The organism is Nocardia sp. JW2, from assembly GCF_051843015.1.
Lineage (GTDB): Bacteria > Actinomycetota > Actinomycetes > Mycobacteriales > Mycobacteriaceae > Nocardia > Nocardia coubleae.
The window spans coordinates 1-23,155 of the sequence record NZ_JBPXLK010000010.1; the positions used below are offsets into that span (position 1 = coordinate 1).

Consider the following 23,155-nt stretch of genomic DNA (forward strand, 5'->3'; position numbering starts at 1 on the left):
GCCGCTGCGCCGCTTCGCGGCGGACCCTCCTCGAGGTCGGGTCGTGCGGGGTTGGGAGTGCGGTCATGGCGGACTTAAGTGGTGCCGTGTGGCTGGGTGTGCGGTAGGTGGCGGACTCGAGCGGTGCCACGTGGCCTTGGGGTAGGCGGCCAGCTTGTGCGGTGCCACGTGGGCTGGGGGTTCGGCAGGTGGCTAGCTGGTGTGGTGCCAGGTGGGCTGGGTGTGCGGTAGGTGGCGGGACTCGAGCAGTGCCGCGTCGGCTGGGGGTGCGGCAGGTGGCCAGCTCGCGGTGGTGCCACGTGGGCTGGGAGTGCGGCAAGTGGCCAGCTGGTGTGGCCAGGTGGACGGGATGTGCGGTAAGCGGCGGGACTTGAGCAGTGCCGCGTCGGCTGGGGGTGCGGTAGATGGCCAGCTTGCGGTGGTGCCACGTGGGCTGGGGGCGCGGTAGGCGGCCAGGTTGTGCGGTAGGTGGCGGATTTGGGGTGGTGCCATGTGGGCGCGCAGTCGGCGGGTAGTGGGTTTCGCGGTGGTGCCAGGTGGGCGCGGAGTGCGGTCGGTGGTGGACTCGGGTGGTTTCCGGCGGAGTGGTGCCTGGGTCAGGCGATGGCGGGGGTCATCGGGTCGTCGGCGAACTGGGTGCGGTACAGCTCGGCGTAGCGGCCGTCGGCGTTGAGGAGGTCGGCGTGGGTGCCGCGTTCGATGATGCGGCCGTCTTCCAGGACGAGGATCTGGTCGGCGGCGCGGATGGTCGAGAGGCGGTGGGCGATCACCAGGGCGGTGCGGCCGGTGAGGGCCTCGGTGAGGGCTTCCTGGACGGCGGCTTCGGAGGTGGAGTCCAGGGAGGCGGTCGCCTCGTCGAGGATCACCACGCGCGGCTGCTTGAGCAACAGGCGGGCGATGGTGAGGCGTTGGCGTTCGCCGCCGGAGAGGCGGTAGCCGCGTTCGCCGACGACGGTGTCGAGGCCGTCGGTGAGCGAGTCGACCAGGTCGCCGAGGCGGGCGCGGTGCAGGGCGTCCCAGAGTTCGTCTTCGGTGGCCTCGGGGCGGGCGAGCAGCAGGTTGGCGCGGATGGTGTCGTGGAACAGGTGCCCGTCCTGGGTGACCAGGCCGACGGCGCGCTGGATCGATTCGGTGGTGAGCTCACGCACGTCGGTGCCGTTGAGCCGGACCGCGCCGGAGTCGACATCGTAGAGGCGCGAAACCAGTTGGGCGATGGTCGATTTGCCCGCACCGGAGGAACCGACGAGCGCGACCAGCTGGCCTGGCTCGGCGCGCAGCGACACATCGTGGAGCACCTCCACCCCGCCGCGCGTGTCGAGCGTGGCGACGTCTTCTAGCGAGGCGAGCGACACCTTGTCGGCCGACGGGTACCCGAAGTGCACGCCGTCCAGTTCCACCGAGACCGGGCCGTCGGGCACCGCGACGGCGCCGGGCGCGTCCTCGATCAGCGGCTTCAGATCCAGCACCTCGAACACCCGCTCGAAGCTCACCAGCGCCGACATGATCTCGAGCCGGGCACTCGCCAGCGCGGTGAGCGGGGTGTAGAGCCTGGTCAGCAGCAGCGACAGCGCGACGACCGACCCCGCGTCGAGGCTGCCTGCCAGCGCGTACCAACCGCCGAGACCGTAGACCAGGGCCAGCGCCAGCGCCGACACCAGCGTGAGCGAGGTGACGAACGTGGTCTGCAGCATCGCCGTGCGCACCCCGATGTCGCGCACCCGGGTGGCCCGGACCGCGAATTCCGCCGATTCCTGCTGTGGCCTGCCGAACAGCTTCACCAGGGTGGCGCCGGGCGCGGAGAACCGCTCGGTCATCTGGGTGCTCATGGCCGCGTTGAGCTGGGCGGCCTCGCGCTGCATCTCCGCGAGCCGATTACCCGCGCGCCGGGCCGGGATGACGAACACCGGAAGCAGCACGAGTGCCAGCAGCGTGATCTGCCAGGAGATGCTGAGCATCACCGCGAGGGTGAGCAGCAGCGTCACCAGGTTGGTGATCACGCCGGACAAGGTGTCGCTGAACGCGCGCTGCGCTCCGATCACATCGGAGTTCAGCCGGCTCACCAGCGCACCGGTCCTGGTCCGGGTGAAGAACGCCACCGGCATCTTCTGCACATGGTCGAACACGGCGGTCCGCAGATCGAGGATCAGCCCCTCACCGATCCGCGCCGACAACCACCGGATCACCAACCCGAGGCCTGCGTCGACGATCGCCAACCCCGCGATGGCGAGCGCCAGAATCACCACCGTGCGCGGCGCCGACCCATTCACGATGTCGTTGACCACCTTGCCCGCCAGCACCGGCGTCGCGACACCGAGCACGGCGGCAACCACGCTGAGCAGCAGGAACGCCGAAATCCGGCGCCGATGTGCCTGCGCGAACAGCAGGATCCGGCGCGCGGTGGCCATGCTGAACGGCCGCTCCTCCTCCGGCGCGTTCATCCGCCGATACATCTGGCTGTAGGCCACGGACTCGATACTCATGTGTGCTCTCCCTCGGCTCCCCGCCCAGTCAACTCCTGCCCACCGACAGTAGAACCTCAAGTTAGGTTGAGAGCAAGCGGAAATTCGGCACCACGCACCTGGACCGGGAGGTGGCAGTAACCGCATGGTGCCGAGTGCAGGTGCCTGTGCGGGGGTGACCCGCTGCCCCTTCTGCAGGCTGACCGGCCGGTCCTTGCTGAGGCTGGCCTCCCCGGTCGGCTGCGGCGGCACGGCCGGAGGTGGTCGACCCGAGTAGTGCCGAATGGCCCGGCGTGCGTCCGGGTGGGCGCCCGGGCCGAGGCAACTACCGGGAATAGGCTGGACGAGTGACGAATCGCGTGGATGCGGAGCGGGCGGCGGATGCTTTGCGAGCGCGGGTCGGCTGTGTGGTCGATGTGTCTTCGCGCAGACTGGCCGAGTACTCCTCCGACGCCTCCAACTATCGCGTCCGGCCAACCATGGTCGTTTTCCCGCGCGGCGACGACGATGTAGCGGCGACGCTCGAATTCGCGCGCGAGAACGGCCTGTCCGTGACCCCGCGTGGGGCGGGCACCTCCGTCGCCGGAAACGCGATCGGCCCCGGGATCGTCGTCGATTTCAGCCGCCATATGAATGCCGTGCGTGCGGTCGACGTGGAGTCCGCAACCGCTCGGGTCCAACCGGGTCTCGTACTCTCCGACCTCCAAGCCCACCTGCGCCCGCACGGCCTGCGTTTCGGTCCCGATCCCTCCACCCAGGACCGCTGCACCCTCGGCGGCATGATCGGCAACAACGCCTGCGGCCCCCACGCCCTGGCCTGGGGCCGAACCTCCGACACGGTCCGTGAACTGCGCATTCTCGACGGAACGGCCACTGAGCGGCGCTTCGGCACCGGCCCTTCCGCGCCTGCGCGGTCGCACGCCGACGGTAGATTGCTGGACAGCGACCTCCGAACATCCGGGCTTTCCGCGATACCGGGCCTGGCCGAATTCACCCGCGACAACCTCGCGGTGCTGCGGACAGAACTCGGCCGGTTCGACAGGCAGGCATCGGGATACAGCCTGGAACACCTCTTGCCGGAACGAGGTTCGTCGATAGCGAAGGCCTTCGTCGGCTCGGAAGGAACGTGCGGCTTGCTGCTCGAGGCCGAAGTCGGGCTTGCTCCCCTGCCGGACGCGACAGTCCTCACCGTGCTCGGCTACCCCGATATCGCCTCGGCCGCAGACGATATCGCGGCCGTCATGCAGTGCGCACCGATCGCGGTGGAGGGAATCGATGCCGGTCTGGTCGATGTCGTGCGCACCCACCGCGGTACGGTCCCCGACCTTCCACGCGGCCGCGGCTGGCTGTTCGTCGAAACCGCAGGCGCCACACCCGCCGAAGCGCTGGCGGTAGCTCGGCAACTCGTCAGAGGAGCCCACGCCGACGACCACCGCATAGTCACCGATCCCGCTGAGACGAAAGCACTCTGGCGTATCCGGGCCGACGGTGCGGGCCTCGCCGGCCGCTCCCCCGACGGCAAGCCGGCCTGGCCTGGTTGGGAGGACGCCGCAGTCCCGCCGGAAAATCTCGGCACCTACCTACGCGAATTCGCCTCGCTCACCGAAGAATACGACGTATCCGGGCTCCTCTACGGCCACCTCGGCGACGGCTGCATCCACGTTCGCCTCGACTTCCCCATCGCCGACGCCCCACAGCGCTTCCGCTCGTTCCTCTTCGACGCGACGCATCTGGTTGTGCGCCACGGTGGTTCACTGTCCGGCGAACACGGTGACGGCCGCGCCCGCTCCGAACTGCTCGAAGTAATGTACTCACCGGCCGCACGCACCGCCTTCGCCGACTTCAAATCTCTGTTCGACCCGGACGACATCCTGAACCCGGGCGTGCTGGTCGCCCCCCGCCCCGTCGACACCGACCTGCGCGTATCCGGTCTGAGCCCGGTCCGGGCCCATGGCTTCGCCCTCCACAACGACGACGGCGATTTATCCACAGCTGTGCACAGATGTGTAGGAATCGGCAAGTGCCGAGCCGACACCGGTGCATCGGGTGGCTTCATGTGCCCGTCGTACTTGGCGACCGGCGACGAAAAGGACACCACACGTGGCCGCGCTCGTGTCCTCCAAGAAGTGGTCCGTGGGGAACTGGACTGGCGCGCAAAGGAAGTCGAGGAATCCCTCGACCTGTGCCTGTCGTGCAAGGCCTGTTCCTCGGATTGCCCGGCAGGTGTCGACATGGCCACCTACAAATCCGAAACCCTCTACCGCCGCTACCGCCGCCGCCCGCGCCCTGTGGATCATTACGTGCTCGGCCAACTCCCCCGCTGGCTCGTCCTGGCGCAACGTGCCCCACGCCTGGTCAACAGGCTCGCCGGCGCAACCTTCCTGCGTCGAATCGGAATGCGCCTGTCTCGCATAGACACTCGCCGCGAGATGCCCACGCTGGCGCCGAAGTCGTTCCGTCGAATGTGGTCGGCGCTGGGCGGAAACCAGCGCACCGAGCCACTATCGAGTGCGCACCTTCCCTTCGCACAGCTCGCGATCGACCGTGAACATGCCACTCGGCCGGGTGAACGCGGCACCGTCATGCTCTGGATCGACACCTTCACCGACACCTTCGACCCCGAAAACGCCCTCGCCGCAACAGAACTTCTCGAACGACTCGGCTACCGGGTCGCCATCCCCGCCACCCGCGTCTGCTGCGGCCTCACCTGGATCAGCACCGGCCAGCTCGACGGCGCCCGCACCCGCCTGCGCGCCACCGTCGACGCCCTTGCCGACCACGTGGCCCAGGGCGGCAAGGTGGTCGGGCTGGAACCGTCCTGCACCGCCACCCTGCGCGCCGACCTCCCCGAGCTGCTCCCCGACGACCCACGCGCCGCCCGGGTGGCCGCATCGGTCCGCACGCTCGCCGAATTCCTCCTCGAGCACCCAGACTGGCGACCACCGGCCCGCGCGGACACGGTGGTCGTCCAGCCGCACTGCCACCAGCACGCCGTCGGCGGCTTCACCGCCGAACGAACCATCCTCGCGGCGATGGGCGTGACGGTTCGGGAACTGGCCGGTTGCTGCGGGCTCGCCGGAAACTTCGGCATGCAGCAAGGCCACTACGACATCTCCGTAGCGGTCGCGAACAACGCTCTGCTCCCGGCGCTGGAAACGCTGGCACCGGACGCGGTCTTCCTGGCCGACGGCTTCTCCTGCCGCACCCAGGCCGCCCAGCTGGCCCGCAGACCCGGCCTGCATCTGGCCAGGTACCTGCTGGAACGGTGAGCAGGCTCAGCTGCCGAAGGGCAGGGTGCCCGGCGGGATCTGATACCCGGAGCTGCCTGCGAAGATATTGCCCCATGCGGCGAGCAGCCAGTTGAGCGCGTCCGTGATCATCCGTTTGCCTCCTGTGACGAGGGGATGCCGACTGTTTGCCGGCGAGGGTTTCATCGTCGCGAATGTGGTCGGTATTACGAAATGGCGTCGTCGGGGGAGAAGGGCGCACAATGGGTCGGTGCGTGACCAGACCCTGAACCCGGACCTGGCCGGGCTGTCGCGGACGGTCCGGTCGAGCAGGCCCTTCGACGTGGGGCTCACGGTGGCGCCCCTGCGCCGGGGAATGGGCGATCCCTGCCATCGCACCGACCCGGACGGCTCGCACTGGCATGCCTCGCGCCTGCCCAGCGGCCCGGTCACCTACCGGTTGACCCAGGACGGCCGTGACGGCGTGCACGCGCGCGCCTGGGGTCCCGGTGCGGAGGAGTTCCTCAGCGGCCTGGACCGCATGCTGTGCCTCGAGGAGAACGTCGAGGATTTCGCCCCCGAGCATCCCAAGCTGGTCGAGGCGCACCGCCGCGTCCCCGGTCTGCGGATGCTGCGCACCGGCCTGGTGCTCGAATCGCTGATCCCGGCGATTCTCGAACAGAAGGTGCACACCAAGTCCTCGTTCGCGGCGTACCGCACGCTGGTGCGCGAGTTCGGCACCAAGGCCCCCGGTCCGGGCGACCTGATGATCGCGCCGGACGCCGACACCTGGCGGCGGATACCGTCGTGGAAATTCCACCGGGCGAATGTGGGCCCACAGCGCGCGCAGACGATCGTGCGCGCCGCCCGCGTGGCCGACGCCATCGAACGCACCGCCTGCCTCGACCCGCGCGAAGCGGCGACCCGGCTGCGCAGCATCCCCGGCATCGGCGTGTGGACCGTCGCCGAGACCGCACAGCGCGCGTTCGGTGACGCCGACGCCCTCTCCGTCGGCGACTACCACCTGGCCGCCACCGTCGGCTGGAGCCTGCTCGGGCGCCCCATCGACGACCACGCCATGGTCGCCTACCTGGAACCTCTTCGCCCACACCGGTATCGGGCCGTGCGTCTGCTCATGCTCAGCGGCCAGGCCCACAAACCCAAATTCGGCCCGCGCACCCCGATCACCGATCACCGCGACCGCTGATCGATCGGCCCCAATTCACTGCACGGAACCCAAGGGAGAGTGCAGGATTCCCCACAGCGCGAATCGAAGGAGCACGGCTGTGGCCACTGCATCTAACCGAACTCCGGCGGCGTCTACGCTGCCGCGCCGTCAACTCGGCCGCCATCTGCGTGAATGGCGGACCAAGGCGGGCCTGACCATCGCCGAGGCGGCCAAACGCATGGAATGGGGCGCGAGCACCCTGCAACGCCTGGAAAAGGGCCACGCCGACCGCATCCGCACCATCGATATCAACGAACTCTGCCGCATCTACGGCGTTCCGCGCGAGGTGACCGACGGACTGGCGGGCCTGGCTCAGCAGGCCGCCGTCAAGAGTTGGTGGCACGCGTACGGCGATCTCATTCCCGAGAACTTCGACATCTACATCGGATTGGAGGCCTCCGCCCGCACCCTGCGCACTTATCAATCCGAGCTCGTCCCCGGTCTGCTGCAGACCGCGGACTATGTGCGCACACTGAATCAGCTTGCCTGCCCGAAGGATTCACCCGCCGAACTCGAACGGCGCGTGTCGCTGCGCATGCAACGCCAGACCCTGATCGGGCGCGAACACGAACCGGCCGAACTCGATGTGGTTGTGCACGAGTCGGTCTTGCATCGCGTCGTCGGTAATGCCAAGGTGATGGCTGCGCAGTTGCGCCATCTTGCCGATTTCGGTACCCGGGGCAATGTCGCACTGCGTATTCTGCCGTTTGCCGCCGGTGTTCCACTCGGAGTCTCCACCGGACCTTTCACGGTTCTCGAGTTCGGCACCGATGGCAGCGGTAAACCGGTCGAACCACCGGTGGTGTACGCCGAAGGCTTTACCGGCGACCTCTACCTGGAACGACGCACGGATGTCACACGGTACGACCGGGCTCACGAGTGCCTCCGGCGCCATGCGCTGGATTGTCAACCGAGTAGAGACCTGCTCCGGCGGGTCGCGAAGGAGTATGTGGCATGAGTTTCGATCTCGTCGACGCACACTGGTTCAAGAGCACCCGCAGCAGCGCGAACAAAGATTGCGTGGAAGTTGCCTTTCTGTTCGGCGGGCACGTCGGCGTGCGTGACAGCAAGAATCCGGCCGGGCCCGCGCTGGTCTTCGACGGACCGAGCTGGGACGCCTTTACCCGCAGCATCGACACCGGGGTACTGGCGTGAACACCAAACGCGATATCGACCTCACCGGGGCCACCTGGCAGCGCGCAGGCGACGGTGACGACGCGAGCGTCGAGGTGGCGATGCTCGACGAGGGCAACGTAGCCCTGCGTGACGGCAAGAACCCCGACGGCCCGGTGCTCATCTTCACCCCGAGCGAATGGGCGGCGTTCACGGCGGGCGTACACGACGGTGAGTTCGACCGCCCGTAACGTTTGCCGAATGCCCGCGGTGGGTAATCCTTCTCCATGGACCGAGGGTTGAAGAAAACTGCACCCCGGTACCGGAGGCTGGCGCCTGAGGACGGGGTGGAACGCCTGATCGTGATCCTGCTTTTCGCGGTATCGGCGATCGGAATCTACACACTCACCGGATCGTTGCTCGCGGCGCTGTTCATCGGATTACTGGTCGGATCGGTAGCGGTAGGGACCGTGGCTGTCTTGTAGCGGACAGCCACGGTCTCACCGCCGGAACAATTTATTGCCGAGCCAGACAATCGGATCGTATTTGCGGTCGACCACCCGTTCCTTGAGCGGAATCAACGCATTGTCGGTGATCTTGATGTGTTCCGGGCACACCTCGGTGCAACATTTGGTGATATTGCAATAGCCGAGACCCGCTTCCTCCTGGGCGAGTTCGCGTCGGTCGGCGGTATCGAGCGGGTGCATCTCCAGTTCCGCGATGCGCATCAGGTAACGCGGCCCGGCGAATTCCTGCTTGTTCTCCTCGTGGTCGCGCACCACGTGACAGGTGTTCTGGCACAGGAAACACTCGATGCACTTGCGGAACTCCTGCGAGCGCTCCACGTCGACCTGCTTCATCCGGTACTCTCCCGGCGCCAGCTCCGGCGGCGCGAAAGACGGTATCTCCCTGGCCTTCTCGTAGTTGAACGACACGTCGGTGACGAGATCCTTGACCACCGGGAAGGTGCGCATCGGGGTCACCGTGATGACCTCGTCGGGAGCGAACGTCGACATGCGGGTCATGCACAGCAGCCGTGGCCGCCCGTTCACCTCCGCCGAACACGAACCGCACTTGCCCGCCTTGCAATTCCAGCGCACCGCCAGGTCGGGGGTCTGGGTGGCCTGCAGGCGGTGGATGATGTCGAGCACCACCTCGCCCTCGTTCACCGCGACGGTGTAGTCCTGCAGGTCGCCGCCGTCGATGTCACCGCGCCAGACCCGGAAACGAGCGTCGTATCCCATGGTCACGCCTTTCCTTCGGCCGCCGGGTGGGCCGCCAATTCTTGCTCGGTGTAGTACTTTTCGAGCTCGGAGAATTCGAACAGGGCCAGCAGGTCCTCGCGCATGGGAGTCTGTTCCTTGCGGGTGACGGTGACGCCGGGAACCAGTCCGTCCGAGCGCGCCGGGTCGAGGGCGCAGACCAGCAGCGAATTGCGCCAGGTCGGATCCATGCCCGGGTGGTCGTCGCGGGTGTGTCCACCTCGGCTCTCGGTGCGCAACAGCGCCGCCTGGGCAACGCATTCACTCACCAGCAGCATGTTGGCCAGGTCGAGCGCCAGGTGCCAGCCGGGGTTGAAGTGCCGGTTGCCGACCACGGTGACCCGTGCGTACCTGGCGCGCAGGTCGGCCAGTTTGTCGATGGCCTCGCGCACCTCGTGCTCCTTGCGGATGATGCCGACGAGGTCGTTCATCGTCTCCTGCAGCTCGGCGTGCAGGGTGTAGGGGTTTTCGCCTGCGCCGTCCGTCGGCGGATCGAACGGTGCGAGAGCCGTTTTCGCCGCCGACTCGATATCGGCGTCGGTGGGTGCGGGGCGCTCGGTCAGCCCACCGACGTAGGCCGCGGCGCCGAGACCGGCCCTTCTGCCGAACACCAGCAGATCCGACAAGGAATTCCCGCCCAGCCGATTGGAACCGTGCATGCCGCCGGAACACTCACCGGCCGCGAACAATCCGGGCACTACGGCCGCACCGGTGTCGGGATCGACCTCGATACCACCCATCACGTAGTGACAGGTCGGGCCGACCTCCATCGGTTCGGCGGTGATGTCCACATCGGCCAGCTCCTTGAACTGGTGATGCATCGACGGCAACCGCCGCACGATCTCCTCGGCGGGCATCCGGGACGCGATATCCAGGTACACCCCACCGTGTTCGGTGCCGCGGCCCGCCTTCACCTCTTCGTTGATCGCGCGTGCCACTTCGTCGCGGGGGAGCAGGTCGGGGGTGCGGCGCGCGGAGTCGTTGTCGCGCAACCACTGATCGGCCTCGTCCTCGGTCTCGGCGTATTGGCCCTTGAACACCGGCGGGATGTAGTCGAACATGAACCGCTTGCCCTCGGAGTTCTTCAGCACGCCACCGTCACCGCGCACACCCTCCGTGACGAGGATCCCCTTCACACTCGGCGGCCACACCATGCCCGTCGGATGGAATTGCAGGAACTCCATATTGATCAGGGTGGCGCCTGCGCGCAGCGCGAGGGCGTGCCCGTCGCCGGTGTACTCCCACGAGTTCGAGGTGACCTTGTAGGACTTGCCGATACCACCGGTCGCGAGCACCACCGCAGGCGCCCGGAACAGCACGAATTGCCCCGACTCGCGGTAGTAACCGAACGCACCGGCGATCTTTCCGTCCTCGGTGAGCAGCTGGGTGATCGTGCACTCGGCGAAGACCTTGATCCGCGCCTCGTAATCGCCGGTCGCCGCGTAGTCCTCCTGTTGCAGCGACACGATCTTCTGCTGCATGGTCCGGATCAGTTCCAGCCCCGTGCGGTCACCCACGTGCGCCAGACGCGGGTAGGTGTGGCCACCGAAGTTGCGCTGGGAGATGCGTCCGTCGGGTGTCCGATCGAACAGTGCCCCATAGGTTTCCAGCTCCCACACCCGGTCGGCTGCCTCGCGGGCGTGCAGCTCGGCCATCCGCCAGTTGTTGAGGAACTTGCCGCCGCGCATCGTGTCCTTGAAGTGGGTCTGCCAGTTGTCCTTCTCGTTGGCATTGCCCATCGAGGCCGCGCACCCGCCCTCGGCCATCACGGTGTGTGCCTTGCCGAACAGCGACTTACACACCACCGCCACCGAAAAGCCTTGCTCGCGTGCCTCGATCACGGCTCGCAGACCCGCGCCGCCCGCCCCGATCACCACGACGTCGTAGTCGTGCCGTTCCACCTCTGGCATCGAAATGAAGCTCCTCGCGTTGTCGCGGTTCAGTTCACGAACCGCAGATCCGAAATGGTCTGGCTTGCCACCAACATCACGTAGAAGTCGGTGAGGACGAGGGTGCCGAGCGTGGTCCAGGCCAGCGCCATGTGGCGGGTGTTGAGTTTGGATACCTGAGTCCAGAACCAGTACCGCACCGGGTGAGCCGAGAAATGCTTGAGCCTGCCGCCCGCGATATGCCTGCACGAATGGCACGACAGCGTGTACGCCCACAGCAGGACGACGTTCACCAGCAACACCACATTGCCCAGGCCGAAGCCGAAACCGCCGCCGCTGCCGTGGAACGCCGACAGTGCGTCGTAGGTGTTGATCAGTGAAACGACCAGCGCCACATAGAAGAAGTAGCGGTGCGCGTTCTGGATGATGAGCGGCAGACGCGTCTCGCCGCTGTAGCGCGCGTGCGGTTCGGCCACCGCACACGCCGGCGGCGACATCCACATCGACCGGTAGTAGGCCTTGCGGTAGTAGTAGCAGGTGAGCCGGAACCCGAGCAGGAACGGCAGCACCACGAACCCGAGCGGAATCCACATCGGCAGCTCGGGAAACGGCGTACCGAAATGACTCGAACCCGGCACACACGAATCGCTGAGGCAGGGGGAGTAGAACGGCGTCAGATAGTGGTACTCCGGCACCCAATAGGCCGTGCGCACAAATGATCTGACCGTCGCGTAGGCGACGAAGGCGGTCAGGCCGAGGGTGGTGAGCAGCGGCGGCAGCCACCAGCGGTCGGTGCGCAATGTGCGCGCGGCGATACGGGCCCTTGTTCGGCTGAAGACGCCGGTCCCCGCGGCGGGGGTGGTGGTCGGTGCGGCACTCACGGTCGATGCCTCGCTGCTCTGCAGGTGTGCGGCGGCAATCATTCCCCACCGCTGTGGACTGTGATGTGGAGCACCATACGCCTGTGTTCCGGCCGCTCGAGTCGGGTCGCACGCACTCACCTGCCTCGCATGGCGGTGATCTCCATCACAGCGTTGCGCCTGTGAAGGCGCGTCATGCCCGTGCAACAAACGTGTGGTGCCCTATGGCCATGAGAAGAGCCGCGATCGTGGCGCCGGTCCGCACCCCGAGCGGGGTGGAGGGCGGAGCGCTGTCGGGAATGCCCGCCGAGTGGCTGGCGACCACGGTCCTTTCGGCGGTGATCGAACGCTCCGGCATCGACCCGCTGCGCATCGAGGACGTCGCCATGGCCTGCGTCGACGGCGGCCTGGCGAACGTGCCTGCCGTCGGTGCGCTGGCCGCCCGGGGCGCGGGGCTGCCGTTCGCGGTGCCCGGCTTTCTCACCGACCGGCACGGCGGCAGCGGGCTGCAGGCCGTGATCACCGCGGCCATGATGGTGCAGACCGGTGCCGCCGACGTGGTGGTCGCCGGGGGAGTGGAATGCGTGACCACCCCGGCCGGGCTACCCGGTGGCGTCGAGGGTCTGCACAATGCCGAAGGGCTGGCGGGCTACTACGGGATCGACCGCGCCGCGGCCGACGAATTCGCCGTGGCCAGTCATCGCAAAGCCGCGCGGGCCTGGCGCCAGGGCGCGTTCGGCGCGGAAGTGGTTCCGGTGGACGTCGGCCCGGGACACGGTGGTCACCAGATCGGCCGGGACGAAGGCGTGCGCGACGACCTGTCCACACACACCCTGGCCGGTCTGCGGCCCCTGCTGCCCGACGGCGTGGTGACGGTGGGGAACATGAGCAGCCACCGGCTCGGTGCGTCGGCCTGCCTGGTCGTCGCCGAGGACCGGCTGACCTCGCTCGGCCTGACCCCGATGGCCTTCCTCGCGGGCTGGGCCGCCGCGGGCTGTGACACCTCGGGACCCGCGCTCGGTGCCGCACCGGCGGTCGCCAAACTGCTCGGCCGCACCGGTCACACGCTCGACGATGTCGATCTGCTGGAGATCAACGAGGGCTACGCGGTGGAGGTGCTGGCCCTGGCCACCGCCTGGGAACTCGATCCGCTCGACCGCCTCAATGTGAACGGCTCCGACATCGCGCTCGGTCACCCGGTCGGTGCGACCGGCCTGCGGATCATGACCACGATGCTGCACGAACTCGGCCGCACCGGTGGGCGATTCGGGTTGGAAGCCATCGCCCTCGGCCACGACCACGGCATTGCCGCGCTGTTCGAATCGGCCGAATCCGACGAGCCGGTGGAGACCCCACGCGGTGCCCGCTTCCACGGTGTCCGCGGCGGTCGCCGATTGGGTAGACACCGCGCCTGAGCGGTCGGCCGGTACCGCGGGCGAGCCACACGCGGCAGTGTCAGGCCCGTACGCCGCTGACAGGCCTCGGCGCGGCAACCCGGAGGCTGCCGCGCCGAGGTCGTGCTTCTACTTGGTCCTCGGCCGCGAGTGGAAGCCGAGGCCCTCGTCCTGCGCACCCATCCAGGCCGCCTCGTCGGACTTGCTGTCGGGAACATAGATCGGTTCCGCCCGGCGCGGCACGGCCAGTTCCGGCGGGGGCGCCTGCTCGAAGTCCTCGGCGTCGATGACGAGCCGCTCGAGGTCGTTCTCCAACCGGCGCACGGTGGCCGCGTCGCCGTAGTTGGAGCGCAGTGCGCCGATCGATTGCCGGAGTTGGCCGACCGCGTAGCGCAGTTCCGCGATATCGCTGCGTGTCATCGTTACCTCCTGGGTATATGGCGGGCATACCGACTCGCCGGATCACGGGCACGCCCGAAAAGCTCCCGGGCCGCGCTGCACCGAGCTGTGTGACTCACCACACAACGTGATCTCCACCACAGTAACTGATCTTTTCGGTTTACGCCCGAAGTTGCTGGGGATTCGGCGGTTGCCGTCGGATAACTGTTGGATGTCAGCCCGCGATGGCGTAGCGGTTGTGAACGCTCACACCGGCCCGCTCCACCAGCGCCGCGATGGCGTGGGCCACTTCCTCGGCGTGTTCGAGAATCACGCTGTGACCGGCGCCCTCGATCCGCACCAGTTCGGCACCGGCCAGCTCCGAGGCCAGCGCGATCGAATGGGTGAACGGCACCATCAGGTCGGCCGACCCGGCGAGCACCAGTGCGGGCAGGTCGCCGAAGCGGCGCAGGGTGTGCGCCTCGTCGAAAGTCAGCAGCGAGTTCAGGAAGCCCGCCATGGTGAGCAGTGCGGTCTCGTTGAGGATCGCCGTGGCGATCGCCGTCGTCCTGGTGCGCTCGCGGCCCTCGCGGATCAGGGGCCCGAACACCCAGCGTGACAGGCGCTTCGAGGCCTGCATCACCCGTGGTGCGTGGACCACCGCGCGCTGCAGGGAGGCGACGGCGTGCCGGTTGAGCAGTCTGCCGAGACCCAGCTCGGTGAGCCCACCCGCCGCGCCCGCGATGAGGCCGACGCCGGTGACCCGCGTGCCGATGGTCTCCGGGTACAGCCGGGCGTAGGCGAGCAGCACCATGGCGCCCATCGAGTGCCCGACCAGCACCACCGGACCGGCCGGCGCGATCGTGCGCAGCACCGCGTCGAGGTCGGTGGCGAGCTGGTCGATGGTGTAGGTGTCGTGGTGGGCGTGGCCGGATTCGCCGTGGCCGCGGTGGTCGTAGAAGACCATCTTGGTGTCCGAACTCCACCGGGTACGCAGCTGTTCGCGCAGGTGTGCCCACGATTCGGTGTGCAGGCAGTGGCCGTGCACGAAGACGACGGTCATCGGGGCGTCGGGGGAGCCGTAGGTGCGGGTGGCGATCGGCGTGCCGTCGTCGGCGACGACGGTGCAGCGGCGGGCCTCGGCCGTTGTGGTGTCCATGGGCTGGGCCTCCTGGTCGACTGCGTGCGCGGGCTGTGGTGGTGTTTCGACCTAGGTAGCCCTGGCGTTAACCGGGCATGCCTCGCGTTATTCAGCCGATGCGCAAAAGACTCCGGCGCGGCGGTTCCCGTGATCGCAGGAATCTCTAACGGAATCTAGGGTCTCATCTAGATGCCCGAAGAGGAGTATCGAGAGCGTGTTCGTCAGCCCTCTATATTGATGTCTAGCGAAGAAGCTATAGAGCTGAATATTTCTATACGCTGCGCAGATAGCGCCCGAAATGCGGGACCGTGAAGCCGATCGTCCCGCGCTCGGCGGAGTAGATCAGGCCCTTCTTGATGAGCCCGTCGCGGGCAGGTGAGACCGATGCGGGCTTACGGCCCAGTTCGGCGGCGACCGCGGCTGTGGCGACCGGGCCGTCGTCGCCGGCCAGGTCGGCCATCGCCCGCATGTACTCGCGCTCGGCGGGGGTCGCGCGTTCGTAGCGCGAACCGAAGAAGCCGACGGCGAGTTCCTCCTCGGCCGCGGGGGAGGCCACGGCCACGTCCTCGGCCGTGATCGGGCTCTCCGGCGCCTGATCCCAGGCCGCCTTCCCGTACGCCTGCACGAAATACGGGTAACCGTCGGCCCTTTGGTACAGCGAATCGAGCGCCTCGGAGGTGAACTTCACCTCCTCACGCTCGGCGGGCGCGATCAGCGCCTGATCCGCCGACTCCCGATCGAGCCGGTCGATGCGGTGATAGCTGAACAGACGCTCGGAATAGCTCTTCGATGCCGACAGCACCGCGGGCAGGTGCGGCAGACCCGCGCCGACCACGATCAGCGGCGCGGCATCCTGACTCAATTCGTGGCAGGCGCCGCAGATCGCCGACACATCGGCGGGCCCGAGATCTTGCATCTCGTCGATGAATATGCCGATGCCCACCCCGATCGCGGCGGCCAGCGCCGCGGCCTCCTTGAACAACTCGATCAGGTCGATCTCGATATCGCCGGAATCGGCCCGGCCGGTCACCGCGGGCACATCGATACCCGGCTGCCAGCGTTCGCGCATGCCCTTGTCGGCGGTGGCGCGCAACGCGAAAGCCTTGAGGATGCCGAGGAAGTCGTCGACCTGTTCCGGATTGCGATGCGCCATCGCGACCGCGCGCACCGCCATGTGCAGCGCCGAGGACAGCGGTCTGCGCAGATCCTGATCGGGTCGGGCCTCGATCTTGCCGGTACCCCAGCCGCGCGACACCGCGGCCGACCGAAGCTGATTGAGCAGCACGGTCTTTCCCACTCCGCGCAACCCGGTGAGCATCACGCTGCGCTCCGGCCGCCCGCGCGCCACCCGTTCCAGGACGATGTCGAAGGCGGCGAGTTGCTTGTCGCGCCCGGCCAATTCGGGCGGACGCTGACCGGCGCCGGGAGCATAGGGATTGCGCACGGGGTCCATGCCTGGCAACCGTAGCGCGTGTGCACGGCAGAATCTCGGTAACTCTGTGCCGTGTCCTAGATACTGCTAGCGAACCCGAGAAAGAACGGAGCCCGATGTTCGAGGAGCCAAGCTCGGAGCAACCATCGCGAGACGAGGACGCCACGTCACCGATCTACCTGACGCCCGCCCAGGTCGTCGCCGGCTGGCGGGTGCCGCCCGGCGCGCACCGGGCCGACACCATCAAGCGCGGCGTGCTGGCCGCCCTCGCGGCGGGAACCGGCGACATGAACCCCGTGGAGGCCGTCGCCCACATCGCCATCGGTCCGGTCGTCGCGGCGCTGGGCCGGCTGGAGGCCGACCTCGCCGATGCCCGCAGCCGCATCGCCGAACTCGAACAGGCGCTGCGCGACCGCGACGGACAGTGACATCGGTAGACCGGACCGTTATCCCTCTCGACACGCCGTGGCAGCGCGCTGAACAGGGCTTTGGCGGCAACGGGAAAACAACTTGCGGGCACCGCTGGACACCGTGGATCACAGGCCGTAATCTTCTCGTGACTTAGTGGAGTCTGTCGCTTCGTCAGAGAAGCGGCGCCACGGGTCACCGCCGAATAATCGTGTTTCCCAAGCGAACACGACAGCGCGGCGGGTGAGCAGCAAGATCGGAGACTCGTCTCGGTGGGTAAACACAGCTTGCAGCGGGATTCTCGTCTGCCGAATTCCGTCAAGGGTGCACTCGTCATGGGTGCGGTGGCCGCCACAACCGGTGCGATGCCAGCGATTTCGCAGGCCGCCACGATCAACATTCCGGGCCTCGGCAATTTCGATCTGCCGCCCGAACTCGAGCAGCCCGCCCAGCAGGTGGAAAAGCAGCTGCAGTCCATGGTCGCCCCGCAGGGCCAGGCCGCGCCGCAGCTGCCGAGCGTGCAGTTCGACAACCCCTTCGAGCAGCAGCAGCAGTCGGCGGGCAACATCGCCCTCGACGCCGCGCGCAGCAAGCTCGGTGCCTCCTACAACTGGGGCGCCGCGGGCCCGTCGAGCTTCGACTGCTCCGGTCTCGTGCAGTGGGCCTACCGCCAGGCCGGTGTCGAGCTGCCCCGCACCAGCTTCGAGCAGTCCCACGTGGGTGCGCCCGTGTCCTTCGACAACCTGCAGGCCGGTGACATCGTCATCACCAACGGTGGCGGCCACGTCGGCATCTACGCCGGCAACGGTCAGCTGCTGAACGCCGTGCAGTCGGGCACCCCGGTGTCCTACACCCAGCTCTCCGCCGACGACGTCGTAACGGCACGCCGTATCGTCTAAGGGGTGTCCCCAGCGGAACAACGATCACCCGACCAGGCCCGCGTCGATGCGTGGACCTGGTCGGTTCGTCTGTTCAAGACCCGGTCGGCGGCGGCCGATGCCTGCCGCGCCGGGCACGTGCGCGTCAACGGGGTGACGGTGAAACCCGCCCAGCCGGTGCGTCGCGGTGACGAGATCAGGATCCGCCACGCCGGGACGGAACGCATCGTCGTGGTCGAGCAGATCATCCACAAGCGCGTCGGCCCGCCCGTGGCCGCCCAGTGTCTGATCGACCGCAGTCCACCGCCGCCACCGAAGGAAGTCCTTGCGACCTTGCCGCGCCGCGATCGTGGTGCGGGCAGGCCGACGAAACGCGAACGCCGCGAGACGGACCGGCTGATGGGACGCACCGACTGATAGCCCGGTATTCGCTGGATGTGGATGCGGAATCATTGCGGTGGTCGGTCGTCGCCGCCATCGCCTACGGTGGCACTCATGGGTGAGCACAGAGCTATGTTGACGACGCTTCTCACCTGTGGTGTCGCCGCGATCTCCTCGGGCCCACGGCTGCTGTGGCCGCGCGGCGCCGACACCCGCTTCCTCGCCGCCCTCGAGCAGGCACCACTGCCACCGGCGCGCCACACCGTCTCGCTCGCCGCGCTCACCCAGGCCGAGTTGTCGGCACCGACCGCGGCGGTCGTCGAGGGCACGCGGACGTTGCGCTGCACGCCGCTCACCATGTCGGCCTTCCTGATCCGCCACCCCGAGGCCACCTTCCTGGTCGACCCCGCCCTCTGTGCGGGCGTGCACCAGCGAGTGCTGCCCGAGCTCCCCTTCCCCATCGCGCGCGTGGTCGCCCTCGACGACCCCGTGCGCGGGCTGAGCGAGGCACTCGCCGACCACGAACTCACCGGCGCCGACATCGACTTCGTGCTGCCCACCCACCTGCACTGGGATCACGTCTCCGGGCTCTACGAGTTGCCCGGCTGGGTGCCGATCCGCGTGCCAGGAGCCGAATACCGCTGGGCCATGGGCGATTCCGGTGCTCCGTTCGCCGTGGCGCGTGGGCCGCTGCGCGGACGGGTGTTCGACCTGTACGACCTCGACGGCCCACCGGTACTCACCTTCCGTCGCAGCCACGACCTGTTCGGCGACGGCTCGGTCCTCATCGTCGACCTGGTGGGCCACACGCCCGGCAGCATCGGCGTACTTCTGGCGGTGGACGACGGCAGCCGCGTGCTGCTGGCAGGCGACGCGGTGTGGAGCAGGCGGCAGATCGAACTGATCCGCGAAAAGGCGCCGATCCCCGGCGATTTCGTCGACCACGACCGCACCGCCGCGTTCGAGACCATCCACCGCCTGCACGCCCTGCCACCGGAGATCGAAGTGATCCCCGCCCACGACCGCGCCGCCGTCAACGCCCGCGTCACCGCATCCTGACCCGGCGAGCAGGTCAACCGGCCGCGAGTCCGTCGGCGACGCTGGAATACCTGGGCTGCCAACCCAATTCCGCGTGCGCGAGTTCGCTGGAGATCCGCATCGACGTATCACCCATCAGCGCGGCGATATAGGGCACACCGAGCCGAACCAGCCACAGCGGCAACCGGATCGGCCGCGGCGCCTGCTTGCTGTGCCGCACCAGACGGAAGAACTCACCCCAGGTGATCGGGGTGTCGTCGGCGAGGTTGTAGGCGCGACCGGCGACCCCGCGTTCCAGCGCCGCCACCGTCGCGGCGGCGGCGTCTTCCACATGCAGCCAGCTGTTCACCCCGCCCTCGCCGAGGGGCCCCACCGGCTGACGCTTGCGCATCATGTCGCCGAAGAGATCGCTGAACGCGCCCGGACCGTAGAACAGCCCGTAGCGCAACGCGATCGCCTCGAGGCCGGGCGCCGCTAACGCCTGCTCCTCCGCCGACACGCACGCCCGCACGACTTCGTCGGCCACACCGCCGTCGTACACGCCGAACGTGTCGCGCTCGGTGAGCGGAACCGTGCCGTGGTCGCGGTAGCCGTAGCCGAGGATCAACGACTGGGTGAGAAAGCGCCGGGCGCCGACCAGGTCTGCCGCCTCGAGCAGATGGGCTGAGCCGACCGTGCGCAACAGGCCGGTCGGATCGTCGGCGGGGATGCGGCGCTGGGGCTTGGCATCGCGCAGCGCGGTGGCCTGATGGATCACCGCGTCGGCGCGCACGCCGTCCAGGGCGCGCAGCAGTCCTTCGCGGTCGAGGACGTCGGCGGTGACGGGTTCGGCACCGAGTTCGCGAACCAGCCCGTGGTTGGCCGGGTTGCGCACGATGGCGGTGACGGCGTGCCCGTGGGCGGTGAGTGCGCGGATCAGAGGGCGCCCGATGGCACCGGTCGCCCCGGCGAGCAGAACCTGCATGATCGTTCCTTCCGGTGAGGTACTTCTTTGCTTCTCGGACGGGACGCGGCGTCGTGATGTGACGGTCTGTGACCCGGTTCACGCTGGTCAAAGGCGACTACGAGATTGGGTGATGTCACGGCGGTTCCACGGCGTGTCGGTGTGTATCGTGCGGCTCATGCGAGTCGACGGGCGGGAGATCCCGGTCACGGGGAGTCTCCTGCAGCCGAGGATCAGGCGGACGAGTGACATCGTCCGGGTGGTCGCGGCGTCGTTGGGCGTCGGCGTCGTGGTGGCGGGTTCGCTCATCACGCGGCCCGAATGGCTGGCGCTGGAACGGTCCGTCGCCAAGATCGTCGACTTCCTCAGTCCCGAGCAGTCGACGCTGGTCTACCTGATCTACGGGATGCTCATCCTGGCGTTGCCGTTCGCCATCTTCATCGAACTCGTGGTGCGCCGACAGTGGAAACTGCTCTTCGGCTACGGCGCGGCGGGACTGCTCGCGGTGCTGGCCCTGTCGATCACCGGGGCGGGCATCTCCACGCCCAAATGGCATCTGCCGGTGCCCGACCGGTTCGACACGTTCCTTTCCCAGTTCCTCGACGATCCGCGCTGGATCGCCATGCTCGCCGCCATGCTCACCGTGTCGAGCCCGTGGTTGCCGGTGCGGCCGAGGCGCTGGATGTGGTTTCTGCTGCTGATGTTCGCGCCGATCCACCTGGTGGTGAGCTCGGTGGTGCCCGCGCGGGCGATGCTCGGCCTGGTCGTCGGCTGGCTGGTGGGCGCCGTGATCGTCTGGCTGGTCGGCACACCCGCACTCGAGGTGCCCCTCGACGCTGCCGTGCGCGTGCTGGCCGAACGCGGGTACACGGTGAACTCGTTCCGGGTGGTCCGCCCCGCCGGCCGCGGGCCGCTGCTGCTGGCCACGGCCGTCGACGGGCCCGAATCCGAACTCATCGTCGAGCTGTACGGCAAGAACCAGCGCAGTTTCGGTGCCATCCGCCAGCTGTGGCGCTGGCTCACCTTCCGCTCCAGCGAGACCGCGCCACTGCACGGCTCGCTGCACCGGGCGGTGGAACATCGCGCGCTGCTCGGTATCGCCATCGGTGATCTCGGTATGGCCTCGGCGCATCAGGTCGCGGTGGCGAGCCTGAACCGTGGCTGGATGCTGTACGCGCACACCGTCCCTCGCGGCACACCCTTGCGCAAGCTCTCCGCGCAGGTGCTGCCCGGGGTGTGGCGCTCGCTGGTCCGCCTGCACGACAACCAGATCAGCCACGGCGACCTGCGCCCCGATCATGTGCGAATGTGCCAGGGCGACACTCTGTTCAACGGTTTCGCCGCCGCCGAATTCGGTGCGTCGGACTCCCAGCGCCAAACCGACATCGCGCAACTGCTCGTGTCGACCACCGCGCTGTTCGGCAAGCACGAGGCCGTGTCGGCGGCCGTCGGCGTACTCGGCGAGAGCGCCGTCGTCACCGCCGCGGGCAGGCTCACCAAATCGGCCATGCCGGCGGGCATCCGCAAGACGGTGCCGCAGTGGGCCAAGGTGATGGCCACCGCGCGGGAAGAGGTGCGGGAGCAGACCGGTCACGACCGCATCGGCTCCGAACAGCTCACCCGGTTCACCCGCAACCAGGTGATCCAGCTGGTGCTGCTCGTCGCGCTCGTCTACGTGGCCTACCCGTTCTTCAGCCAGGTGCCGACATTCTTCAGCCAACTGCGCACCCTGAATTGGTGGTGGGCGCTGCTCGGCCTGGTCATCACCGCATTCACCTATGTCGGTGCGGCGGCCGCGCTCGGTGCCTGTGCCGACGGGCTGGTCCGGGTCCGCGACCTGTTCCTCGAACAGTTCGCCAACACCTTCGTCGCCACCACCACCCCGGCCGGTGTCGGCGGACTCGCCCTGAGCGTGCGGTTCCTCGTGCAGGCGGGCATGTCGACCGCGCGCGCCACCGGAGCCGTCGCCTTGCAGCAGTCCATGCAGGTGCTCACCCACCTGGTGCTGCTCGTGGTGTTCAGCGTGGTCGCGGGCACCTCGACCAATCTCGCCCACATCGTGCCCGACGCCACCGTGCTGTACCTGGCAGCCGGGGTGGGCGTCGGGTTGATCGGCGCGTTCATGTTCGTGCCGAAACTGCGCCGCTGGGTGAACCATTCGGTGTGGCCGCAGATCCGGGAGGTGGTGGGCGAGGTCGTCGCGCTCGCCCGCAATCCGGTGCGGTTCTCCGTGATCGTCGGTGGGTCCGCGGTGATCACGCTCGGCAAGGCGTTCGTGCTGTGGGTGAGCGTCGAGGCCTTCGGCGGCGGAACCGATTTCGTCGCCGTCACGATCGTCACCATGATCGGCGGAACCCTCGCCTCGGCCGCGCCGACCCCCGGCGGTGTCGGTGCGGTGGAAGCGGCCCTGATCGGTGGTCTGGCCGCCTTCGGGGTGCCCGCCGAGATCGCGGTGCCCGCCGTGCTGCTCTATCGCGTGCTCACCTGCTGGATCCCGGTGGCGCTCGGCTGGCCGATCATGCGCTGGATGGGCGAGAAGAACATGATCTAGTTCGCCCGCAGCGCGATGGTGAGCCCGTCCTTCTCGCAGATCGACGGGACGGCCGGGTCGGGCTGGGCGTGGCAGTCCCAGCCGTCGACGTCGAGTTCGTCGGACGGCTGGATCGTCGTCACGTAGGTGGCGGCGACATTGATCGCCTCGGTGCAGCCGGGTCGGCCCTCCGGCGAGCCGACGGCGATCACCGTGCGGGTGCCGCCGACGGCGTCGGTGACCGGCCCGCAGTCCACGTCCTCGACGGGCTCGTCGGGGGCCGCGCTCGTGGTCCTCGACGCGGTGGAAGTCGCCCTGGTGGTGCTCGATGCCGCCGCGCGGGTCGACTCGACGATCTCACTCGTCGGGGCGACCACCTGGGCCGATGTGGTCGGTGCGACGGTGCTGCTCGGATGTGCGGACTGGTTGCCGGAGTCCTCACCACAGCCGGAGGCTCCGGCGATCACGGTGAGCGCGGCGACCGCACATACGACGAAATGAACCTGCTTCAACGCATCCTCCAGAGTCTGGGGTCCCGCCGATACGTGCGCATTCAATCACGATGCGGCGCAACGCTGTCTGATCCGCGCGCAG

Annotated in this window: 21 protein-coding genes; 11 read left to right on the forward strand and 10 right to left on the reverse strand. The window is 68.1% G+C overall.

Features of this window, described 5'->3' with window-relative positions:
• Window positions 1-192: 192 nt before the first annotated feature.
• Together ACSVDM_RS15910 and ACSVDM_RS15915 are read right to left on the reverse strand one after the other, a co-directional pair.
• Window positions 193-492 carry a hypothetical protein gene (locus ACSVDM_RS15910; protein ID WP_439265804.1) on the reverse strand — a complete coding sequence of 100 codons (300 nt, stop codon included), beginning with the start codon at window positions 490-492 and terminating at the stop codon, window positions 193-195.
• Between the two features lie 104 nt (window positions 493-596).
• Window positions 597-2,480: an ABC transporter ATP-binding protein gene (locus ACSVDM_RS15915; protein WP_439265806.1), complete on the reverse strand. Its 1,884-nt coding sequence runs from the start codon at window positions 2,478-2,480 to the stop codon at window positions 597-599.
• Window positions 2,481-2,806: 326 nt separating this feature from the next.
• Between ACSVDM_RS15915 and ACSVDM_RS15920 the strand changes: the two genes are divergently transcribed.
• From ACSVDM_RS15920 to ACSVDM_RS15940, 5 genes are all read left to right on the forward strand, one after another.
• Complete coding sequence (locus ACSVDM_RS15920; RefSeq protein ID WP_439265808.1) at window positions 2,807-5,728, forward strand: FAD-binding and (Fe-S)-binding domain-containing protein; 2,922 nt, start codon at window positions 2,807-2,809, stop codon at window positions 5,726-5,728.
• Window positions 5,729-5,957: 229 nt separating this feature from the next.
• Window positions 5,958-6,893: a DNA-3-methyladenine glycosylase family protein gene (locus ACSVDM_RS15925; protein WP_439265810.1), complete on the forward strand. Its 936-nt coding sequence runs from the start codon at window positions 5,958-5,960 to the stop codon at window positions 6,891-6,893.
• A gap of 79 nt (window positions 6,894-6,972) precedes the next feature.
• Window positions 6,973-7,872 carry a helix-turn-helix domain-containing protein gene (locus tag ACSVDM_RS15930; RefSeq protein WP_356985431.1) on the forward strand — a complete coding sequence of 300 codons (900 nt, stop codon included), beginning with the start codon at window positions 6,973-6,975 and terminating at the stop codon, window positions 7,870-7,872.
• Window positions 7,869-8,069 (forward strand): DUF397 domain-containing protein, encoded by a 201-nt coding sequence (locus ACSVDM_RS15935; protein WP_067497279.1) that lies wholly within the window; start codon window positions 7,869-7,871, stop codon window positions 8,067-8,069. Before ACSVDM_RS15930 ends, ACSVDM_RS15935 begins: the two co-directional genes overlap by 4 nt.
• Window positions 8,066-8,278, forward strand: coding sequence for a DUF397 domain-containing protein (locus tag ACSVDM_RS15940; protein ID WP_067497277.1), 213 nt, complete (start codon window positions 8,066-8,068; stop codon window positions 8,276-8,278). Before ACSVDM_RS15935 ends, ACSVDM_RS15940 begins: the two co-directional genes overlap by 4 nt.
• Before the next feature lie 249 nt (window positions 8,279-8,527).
• Here ACSVDM_RS15940 and ACSVDM_RS15945 read toward each other — a convergent pair whose 3' ends face one another.
• Genes ACSVDM_RS15945 through ACSVDM_RS15955 form a run of 3 tightly spaced genes read right to left on the reverse strand, consistent with a single transcriptional unit; the run spans window position 8,528 to window position 12,101 of the window.
• A complete protein-coding gene (locus ACSVDM_RS15945) occupies window positions 8,528-9,271 on the reverse strand; it encodes a succinate dehydrogenase/fumarate reductase iron-sulfur subunit (protein ID WP_439265812.1) in 744 nt (247 codons plus the stop codon).
• Window positions 9,272-9,273: 2 nt separating this feature from the next.
• Window positions 9,274-11,199, reverse strand: a complete 1,926-nt coding sequence (locus tag ACSVDM_RS15950; protein ID WP_439265814.1) for a fumarate reductase/succinate dehydrogenase flavoprotein subunit — start codon at window positions 11,197-11,199, stop codon at window positions 9,274-9,276.
• 29 nt (window positions 11,200-11,228) lie between these two features.
• Window positions 11,229-12,101 (reverse strand): hypothetical protein, encoded by an 873-nt coding sequence (locus ACSVDM_RS15955; RefSeq protein WP_439265815.1) that lies wholly within the window; start codon window positions 12,099-12,101, stop codon window positions 11,229-11,231.
• Window positions 12,102-12,268: 167 nt separating this feature from the next.
• Between ACSVDM_RS15955 and ACSVDM_RS15960 the strand changes: the two genes are divergently transcribed.
• On the forward strand, window positions 12,269-13,453 hold the full coding sequence (locus ACSVDM_RS15960) for an acetyl-CoA acetyltransferase (protein ID WP_439265817.1): 1,185 nt from the start codon (window positions 12,269-12,271) through the stop codon (window positions 13,451-13,453).
• Window positions 13,454-13,561: 108 nt separating this feature from the next.
• Here ACSVDM_RS15960 and ACSVDM_RS15965 read toward each other — a convergent pair whose 3' ends face one another.
• The 3 genes from ACSVDM_RS15965 to ACSVDM_RS15975 form a co-directional block, all read right to left on the reverse strand.
• Entirely contained in the window at window positions 13,562-13,852 is a 291-nt protein-coding gene (locus ACSVDM_RS15965; protein ID WP_067497270.1) for a hypothetical protein, read from the reverse strand.
• A gap of 193 nt (window positions 13,853-14,045) precedes the next feature.
• Window positions 14,046-14,969 (reverse strand): alpha/beta fold hydrolase, encoded by a 924-nt coding sequence (locus tag ACSVDM_RS15970; protein ID WP_439265818.1) that lies wholly within the window; start codon window positions 14,967-14,969, stop codon window positions 14,046-14,048.
• Window positions 14,970-15,222: 253 nt separating this feature from the next.
• The gene (locus ACSVDM_RS15975; protein WP_067497266.1) at window positions 15,223-16,404 is read right to left on the reverse strand and encodes an AAA family ATPase; all 1,182 of its coding nucleotides are present in this window, start codon (window positions 16,402-16,404) and stop codon (window positions 15,223-15,225) included.
• A 95-nt stretch (window positions 16,405-16,499) separates the two neighbouring features.
• On the opposite strand from ACSVDM_RS15975, the gene ACSVDM_RS15980 reads away from it, so the two are divergent.
• From ACSVDM_RS15980 to ACSVDM_RS15995, 4 genes are all read left to right on the forward strand, one after another.
• Window positions 16,500-16,811 carry a hypothetical protein gene (locus tag ACSVDM_RS15980; protein WP_245655507.1) on the forward strand — a complete coding sequence of 104 codons (312 nt, stop codon included), beginning with the start codon at window positions 16,500-16,502 and terminating at the stop codon, window positions 16,809-16,811.
• Between the two features lie 315 nt (window positions 16,812-17,126).
• Complete coding sequence (locus tag ACSVDM_RS15985; protein WP_067497265.1) at window positions 17,127-17,690, forward strand: C40 family peptidase; 564 nt, start codon at window positions 17,127-17,129, stop codon at window positions 17,688-17,690.
• 3 nt (window positions 17,691-17,693) lie between these two features.
• Entirely contained in the window at window positions 17,694-18,086 is a 393-nt protein-coding gene (locus ACSVDM_RS15990) for an RNA-binding S4 domain-containing protein (protein WP_067497264.1), read from the forward strand.
• Between the two features lie 78 nt (window positions 18,087-18,164).
• Window positions 18,165-19,109: an MBL fold metallo-hydrolase gene (locus ACSVDM_RS15995; RefSeq protein ID WP_439265820.1), complete on the forward strand. Its 945-nt coding sequence runs from the start codon at window positions 18,165-18,167 to the stop codon at window positions 19,107-19,109.
• Between the two features lie 13 nt (window positions 19,110-19,122).
• Here ACSVDM_RS15995 and ACSVDM_RS16000 read toward each other — a convergent pair whose 3' ends face one another.
• Window positions 19,123-20,052: an NAD-dependent epimerase/dehydratase family protein gene (locus ACSVDM_RS16000; RefSeq protein WP_439265821.1), complete on the reverse strand. Its 930-nt coding sequence runs from the start codon at window positions 20,050-20,052 to the stop codon at window positions 19,123-19,125.
• A gap of 157 nt (window positions 20,053-20,209) precedes the next feature.
• Between ACSVDM_RS16000 and ACSVDM_RS16005 the strand changes: the two genes are divergently transcribed.
• The gene (locus ACSVDM_RS16005) at window positions 20,210-22,582 is read left to right on the forward strand and encodes a flippase-like domain-containing protein (protein ID WP_439265823.1); all 2,373 of its coding nucleotides are present in this window, start codon (window positions 20,210-20,212) and stop codon (window positions 22,580-22,582) included.
• Here ACSVDM_RS16005 and ACSVDM_RS16010 read toward each other — a convergent pair.
• The gene (locus ACSVDM_RS16010; RefSeq protein WP_439265824.1) at window positions 22,579-23,073 is read right to left on the reverse strand and encodes a hypothetical protein; all 495 of its coding nucleotides are present in this window, start codon (window positions 23,071-23,073) and stop codon (window positions 22,579-22,581) included. The genes ACSVDM_RS16005 and ACSVDM_RS16010 overlap by 4 nt on opposite strands.
• Between the last annotated feature and the right edge of the window lie 82 nt (window positions 23,074-23,155).

What these genes read in the sequence shown, in the direction of transcription:
- ACSVDM_RS15910 (WP_439265804.1), bottom strand. Translation starts at nt 492, where the DNA reads ATGGCACCACCCCAAATCCGCCACCTACCGCACAACCTGGCCGCCTAC.
- ACSVDM_RS15915 (WP_439265806.1), bottom strand. Translation starts at nt 2,480, where the DNA reads ATGAGTATCGAGTCCGTGGCCTACAGCCAGATGTATCGGCGGATGAAC.
- ACSVDM_RS15935 (WP_067497279.1), top strand. Translation starts at nt 7,869, where the DNA reads ATGAGTTTCGATCTCGTCGACGCACACTGGTTCAAGAGCACCCGCAGC.
- ACSVDM_RS15945 (WP_439265812.1), bottom strand. Translation starts at nt 9,271, where the DNA reads ATGGGATACGACGCTCGTTTCCGGGTCTGGCGCGGTGACATCGACGGC.
- ACSVDM_RS15950 (WP_439265814.1), bottom strand. Translation starts at nt 11,199, where the DNA reads ATGCCAGAGGTGGAACGGCACGACTACGACGTCGTGGTGATCGGGGCG.
- ACSVDM_RS15955 (WP_439265815.1), bottom strand. Translation starts at nt 12,101, where the DNA reads ATGATTGCCGCCGCACACCTGCAGAGCAGCGAGGCATCGACCGTGAGT.
- ACSVDM_RS15960 (WP_439265817.1), top strand. Translation starts at nt 12,269, where the DNA reads ATGAGAAGAGCCGCGATCGTGGCGCCGGTCCGCACCCCGAGCGGGGTG.
- ACSVDM_RS15965 (WP_067497270.1), bottom strand. Translation starts at nt 13,852, where the DNA reads ATGACACGCAGCGATATCGCGGAACTGCGCTACGCGGTCGGCCAACTC.
- ACSVDM_RS15970 (WP_439265818.1), bottom strand. Translation starts at nt 14,969, where the DNA reads ATGGACACCACAACGGCCGAGGCCCGCCGCTGCACCGTCGTCGCCGAC.
- ACSVDM_RS15975 (WP_067497266.1), bottom strand. Translation starts at nt 16,404, where the DNA reads ATGGACCCCGTGCGCAATCCCTATGCTCCCGGCGCCGGTCAGCGTCCG.
- ACSVDM_RS15980 (WP_245655507.1), top strand. Translation starts at nt 16,500, where the DNA reads ATGTTCGAGGAGCCAAGCTCGGAGCAACCATCGCGAGACGAGGACGCC.
- ACSVDM_RS15985 (WP_067497265.1), top strand. Translation starts at nt 17,127, where the DNA reads ATGGGTGCGGTGGCCGCCACAACCGGTGCGATGCCAGCGATTTCGCAG.
- ACSVDM_RS15995 (WP_439265820.1), top strand. Translation starts at nt 18,165, where the DNA reads ATGGGTGAGCACAGAGCTATGTTGACGACGCTTCTCACCTGTGGTGTC.
- ACSVDM_RS16000 (WP_439265821.1), bottom strand. Translation starts at nt 20,052, where the DNA reads ATGCAGGTTCTGCTCGCCGGGGCGACCGGTGCCATCGGGCGCCCTCTG.
- ACSVDM_RS16005 (WP_439265823.1), top strand. Translation starts at nt 20,210, where the DNA reads ATGCGAGTCGACGGGCGGGAGATCCCGGTCACGGGGAGTCTCCTGCAG.